Origin of the sequence: Streptomyces phytophilus (genome assembly GCF_013870535.1) — a bacterium.
Taxonomy (GTDB): Bacteria; Actinomycetota; Actinomycetes; order Streptomycetales; family Streptomycetaceae; genus Streptomyces; species Streptomyces phytophilus.
On sequence record NZ_JACBXC010000361.1, the window covers coordinates 1 to 5,095 of the forward strand.

General features: G+C 72.5%; 6 protein-coding genes. 1 reads left to right on the forward strand and 5 read right to left on the reverse strand.

Going from position 1 to position 5,095, the window contains the following annotated elements:
• The first annotated feature begins 343 nt into the window (after positions 1–343).
• Positions 344–838 (forward strand): DUF3145 domain-containing protein, encoded by a 495-nt coding sequence (locus tag H5J30_RS16915; protein WP_027743975.1) that lies wholly within the window; start codon positions 344–346, stop codon positions 836–838.
• A 95-nt stretch (positions 839–933) separates the two neighbouring features.
• Here H5J30_RS16915 and fabF read toward each other — a convergent pair whose 3' ends face one another.
• The 5 genes from fabF to H5J30_RS16940 all read right to left on the reverse strand — a co-directional run.
• Positions 934–2,199: a beta-ketoacyl-ACP synthase II gene (fabF, locus tag H5J30_RS16920; RefSeq protein ID WP_181788262.1), complete on the reverse strand. Its 1,266-nt coding sequence runs from the start codon at positions 2,197–2,199 to the stop codon at positions 934–936.
• A gap of 108 nt (positions 2,200–2,307) precedes the next feature.
• Positions 2,308–2,556, reverse strand: a complete 249-nt coding sequence (locus tag H5J30_RS16925; RefSeq protein ID WP_018838976.1) for an acyl carrier protein — start codon at positions 2,554–2,556, stop codon at positions 2,308–2,310.
• 85 nt (positions 2,557–2,641) lie between these two features.
• The gene (locus tag H5J30_RS16930; RefSeq protein WP_181788263.1) at positions 2,642–3,676 is read right to left on the reverse strand and encodes a ketoacyl-ACP synthase III; all 1,035 of its coding nucleotides are present in this window, start codon (positions 3,674–3,676) and stop codon (positions 2,642–2,644) included.
• The gene (locus H5J30_RS16935) at positions 3,673–4,641 is read right to left on the reverse strand and encodes an ACP S-malonyltransferase (protein WP_181788264.1); all 969 of its coding nucleotides are present in this window, start codon (positions 4,639–4,641) and stop codon (positions 3,673–3,675) included. The genes H5J30_RS16930 and H5J30_RS16935 overlap by 4 nt, the downstream gene beginning before the upstream one ends.
• A gap of 89 nt (positions 4,642–4,730) precedes the next feature.
• A partial coding sequence (locus H5J30_RS16940; protein ID WP_181788265.1) for a PucR family transcriptional regulator occupies positions 4,731–5,095 on the reverse strand: 365 nt, incomplete at its 5' end.

A 5,095-nucleotide genomic window follows, 5' to 3' on the forward strand; every position in this document is an offset into this window, starting at 1 on the left:
TGACGGCGCGGCAGATCCCCTGTCCTTCCCCTGTGTCGCGCCCTCGCCGGTGCAGCCGGCGAGGAGCAGTGACAACGCGACCGCCCCCGTGCAGACGAGTGCCGTCCCTCTGCGCATCCCTGCGCTCCCTCCCGCCCCCGAGGTCCTCCTCCGAACGTAGGTCAGCATGCCCAGGACCGACCGTACGGCACGCGCGGGGTACGGCGGCACGGTAGCTTGGCTGGTGCTCAACGGGCCGTATCGCGGCGGGATAGCACCCGGTAACGGAGTGTCCTGTTTACCCGGAAAGGCGACCCGTGGTGTTTACTCTAGGCAACTTCGAGCCCGCGGATGGAGGCCCCCGGTGACGACGCGTGGAGTTCTGTTCGTCCACTCTGCCCCGCGGGCGCTCTGCCCGCACATCGAGTGGGCGGTCGCCGGCGTCCTCGGCGGCCGGATCAGTCTCGACTGGATCCCCCAGCCCGCCTCTCCCGGCACGTGGCGCGCGGAGTTCTCCTGGCAGGGCGAGCCCGACACCGCCTCCCGCCTCGCCTCCGCGCTGCGCGGCTGGCACCTGCTGCGCTTCGAGGTCACCGCCGAGCCGTACGCCACCGCAGAAGGCGAGCGCTACAGCTCCACCCCCGACCTCGGCATCTTCCACGCCGTCACCGGCGTGCACGGCGACATCCTCATCCCCGAGGACCGGCTGCGCGCGGCGCTGGCGCGCGCGCAGCGCGGCGAGACGCAGTTGGAGGCGGAGATCGCCAAGCTGCTGGGCAAGCCGTGGGACGACGAGCTGGAACCGTTCCGCTACGCCGGCGAGGGCGCCCCCGTCCGCTGGCTGCACCAGGTGGTCTGACCCCCGCACCAAGCGGTCCGCCCCGGTGGGCCGTCGGGCCCGCCGGGGCGGTGCGTGCGTGCGTACAGGAAGGTGCGGGCAGTGCCGACCCGGCGTCAGACCGAGCGGAACGCCAGCACCACGTTGTGGCCGCCGAAGCCGAACGAGTTGTTCAGCGCCACGATCGGGCCGTCCTTCGGCAGCGGCGTCGCCTCCACGGCGATCAGCTCCGGGTCGACGTCGTCGTCCAGGTCGTCCACGTTGATCGTCGGCGGGGCCACGCGGCGCTCGACCGTCAGCACCGACGCCACCGACTCGATACCGCCGGCGCCGCCCAGCAGATGGCCGGTCATCGACTTCGTACCGGAGACGAGGACGTGCCGCAGCTCGTCGCCGAACACCTTCTCCATGGCCTTGATCTCCGCCACGTCGCCCTGCGGGGTCGACGTCGCGTGCGCGTTGACGTGGACGACCTCGGCGGGCGTCACGTCGTTGTGCGCGAACAGGTTCTCCAGCGCCGCCGCGATCCCGCGCCCGCTCGGCTCCGGCTGCGCGATGTGGTGCGCGTCCGCCGACAGGCCCTGGCCCACCGCCTCGCAGTAGACCTTCGCCCCGCGCCGCCGCGCGTGCTCCGCGGACTCCAGCACCAGCACGCCGGCGCCCTCGCCGAGCACGAAGCCGTCGCGGGCCTTGTCGTACGGGCGGGAGGCGCCCTGCGGGTCGTCGTTGTTCTTCGACATCGCCATCATGTTGGCGAACGCCGCGATGGGCAGCGGGTGGATCGCCGCCTCCGTGCCGCCGGCCACGACGACGTCGGCGCGGCCGGTGCGGATCATCTCCACCGCGTACCCGATCGCCTCCCCGCCGGAGGCGCAGGCGCTGACCGGTGTGTGCACGCCGGCCCGGGCGTTGATCTGGAGGCCGACGTTGGCCGCCGGGCTGTTGGGCATGAGCATCGGCACCGTGTGCGGCGACACGCGCCGGGCGCCCTTGTCCCGGAGGTTGTCGTACTGCTCCAGCAGGGTCGTCACGCCGCCGATGCCGGAGGCGACGACGGCGCCGAGCCGGTCGGGGTCGACCGCGGCGTCCTCGCCCGCCTTGGCGGTGAACCCGGCGTCGGCCCACGCCTCCCGGGTGGCGACCAGCGCGAACTGCGCCGCCCGGTCCAGCTTGCGGGCCTGCGGCCGGGGGATGGTCTCGGTGGGCTCCACCGCGACCTTGCCGGCGAAGTGCACGGGCAGGTCCGCGGCCCACTCGTGGTCCAGTTCCGCGATGCCGGAACGGCCGGCCACCAGGCCGTCCCAGGTGGATGCGCTGTCGCCACCCAGCGGTGTGGTGGCGCCGATTCCGGTGACGACCACGGTGCGATCGGTCGCGTTCACGTCGATGCTCACTCCGAAGGTTGAGGTGTTACTACGGCGCCACCGCGGGCCGCCGCCCGCGCCCGGGGGCGCGGGGGACCAGGTGGCGACAGCGGGCGAGCCGGTCGGTCAGCCCTGGTGCTTGAGGATGTAGTCGGTGGCGTCACCGACGGTCCTGAGCTGCTTGACGTCATCGTCCGGGATCTTGACGTCGAAGCGCTCCTCGGCGGCGACGACGACCTCGACCATGGACAGCGAGTCGACGTCCAGGTCGTCGGTGAACGACTTGTCCAGCTGGACGTCCTCGACCGGGATGCCGGCGATCTCGTTCACGATCTCCGCGAGACCGGCGACGATCTCTTCCTGAGTGGCGGCCATCTTGGGGACTCCTTCTTTCCGTTCCTTGAGGGTTCTTCTCGGTGGGAGTGAGCTTCACGGCGGCCGGGCGCGGCCCGGCCGCGGGTCAGGGGAGGGTCACGACCGTGGCGGCGTAGACCAGTCCGGCCCCGAACCCGATGACGAGGGCGGTGTCCCCGCTCTTCGCCTGCCCGGTCGCCAGCATCCGCTCCATGGCCAGCGGGATGGAGGCGGCCGAGGTGTTGCCGGTGGTCTCGATGTCGCGGGCGACCGCGACATGCTCCGGCAGCTTGAGGGTCTTCACCATCGAGTCGATGATCCGCATGTTGGCCTGGTGCGGGATGAAGACGTCCAGCTCGTCCGGCGTGACGCCGGCGGCGTCCAGGGCTTCCTGGGCGACCTTGGCCATCTCGTAGACCGCCCAGCGGAAGACCGTCTGGCCCTCCTGGGTGAGCGCCGGGAACCGCACGTCGCCCTTGTCGTCCAGGGGCAGTTCCCCCGGGTCGCCGACGCGGAAGCGGTCCCACGTCACGGTCTGCTTGATGGTCTCGTGCTTGTCGCCCTCCGAGCCCCACACCGCGGGGCCGATGCCCGGCTCGTCGGCGGGGCCGACGATGACCGCGCCGGCGCCGTCGCCGAAGAGGAAGGCGGTGGTCCGGTCGGACTTGTCGGTGAGGTCCGAGAGCCGCTCGACGCCGACGACGAGCACGTGCTCCGCGCTGCCCTCCACGATCAGGCCCTTGGCCAGCGTCAGCCCGTACCCGAAGCCGGCGCAGGCGGCGGAGATGTCGAACGCGGCCGGCTTGCCGGCGCCCAGCAGATGCGCGATCTCGGTGGCCACCGACGGCGTCTGCGCGAAGTGCGAGACGGTCGAGATGATCACGGCGTCGATCTGCTCGGCCGTCACGCCCGCCGCCGCGAGCGCCTTGCCGGCGGCCTCGACGGACATCTGCGCGACGGTCTCGTCCGGGCCCGCCCAGTGCCGGGTGGTGATGCCGGAGCGGCTGCGGATCCACTCGTCGGAGGAGTCGATGTACTGCAGGATCTCCTCGTTGGACACGACGCGGGTCGGGCGGTAGCCGCCGACGCCCATGATGCGGGCGTACGGTGCACCCTTGGTGGGGCGGATCTTCGCGGTCATGCGCTCTCCTCCGCGGCCGTGGGGGCGGCCGTCTCTGCGGCCGTCTCGGCGACGGCGGCGCGGGCCTTCTCGATGTCCTCGGGAGTCTTCACCGGCACCGCCCGCACGCCCTTCAGGGCGCGCTTGGCGAGTCCGGTGAGCGTGCCGCCCGGAGCGGCCTCCACCAGTGCGGTCGCGCCGTGTGCCGCGAAGGTCTCCATGCAGGCGTCCCAGCGCACCGGGCTGGCGACCTGGGCGACCAGGCGCTCGACGATGTCGGTGCCCGTCGCGACGACGCTGCCGTCGCCGTTGGACACGTACGGAATCCGCGGGTCGGCGGGGGTGAGGCGGGCGGTCTCCGCGGCCAGCGCGGCCACCGCGGGCTTCATGTGCTCGGTGTGGAAGGCGCCGGCGACCTTCAGCGGCATGACGCGCCGCGCCCCCTCGGGCTTGTCGGCGGCCAGCTCCGCGAGCTGCGCGGCGGTGCCGGCGGCGACGATCTGGCCGGCGCCGTTGACGTTGGCGGGGGTCAGGCCCAGGCGGTCCAGGTGCGCGAGCACCGTGTCCTGCTCGCCGCCGAGGATCGCGGCCATGCCGGTCTCGGTGACGGCGGCGGCCTTCGCCATGGCCAGGCCCCTGGCCCGGACCAGCGCGATGGCCTCCTCGTCGGTGATCACCCCGGCGAGCGCCGCGGCGGTCAGCTCGCCGACGCTGTGGCCGGCGACCATGCCGACCTGCCGGCGCAGCGGCCCGGGGCCCTCGAAGAGCGCGTACGCGCTGACGAGGCCGGCGGCGACCAGCAGCGGCTGCGCCACCGCGGTGTCGCGGATCTCGTCCTCGTCCGCCTCGGTGCCGGCGCGGACCAGGTCGAGCCCGGCGACGTCCGACCAGGCCGACAGCCGCTCGGCGACGCCGGGCAGGTCGAGCCAGGGGGTGAGGAAGCCGGGCGACTGGGCGCCCTGGCCGGGAGCTGCGAGTACGAGCACCCTTCAACCTTCTCTTGTCGGGGGTGTCCCCCGCCCGTGGGGACGGGGACGAAGAACACCGGAGGGATTTGTTGAGTCCGAACAAATTACTAGGGCTGGGGTTCCGCATCCGTCAGTCGGCCCAGGATCAGCGCGATACGCAGAGTAAACGCCGAACGGACATCGGACGGGGACCAGCCCGTGACATCGGTCACACGTCGCAGCCGGTAGCGAACGGTGTTGGGGTGAACGAACAACATCCGCGCGGCGCCTTCGAGGCTGGACGCCTGCTCCAGATACACGCTCAGCGTCTCCAGGAGCGCCGAGCCGGCCTCCGCGAGAGGACTGTAGATCTCCTCCACCAGCTGCTCGCGCGCCGCCGGATCCCCCGCGATCGCGCGCTCCGGCAGCAGATCGTCCGCCAGCACCGGCCGCGGCGCGTCCTCCCAGGCCGAGCACGCCTTCAGCCCGGCCG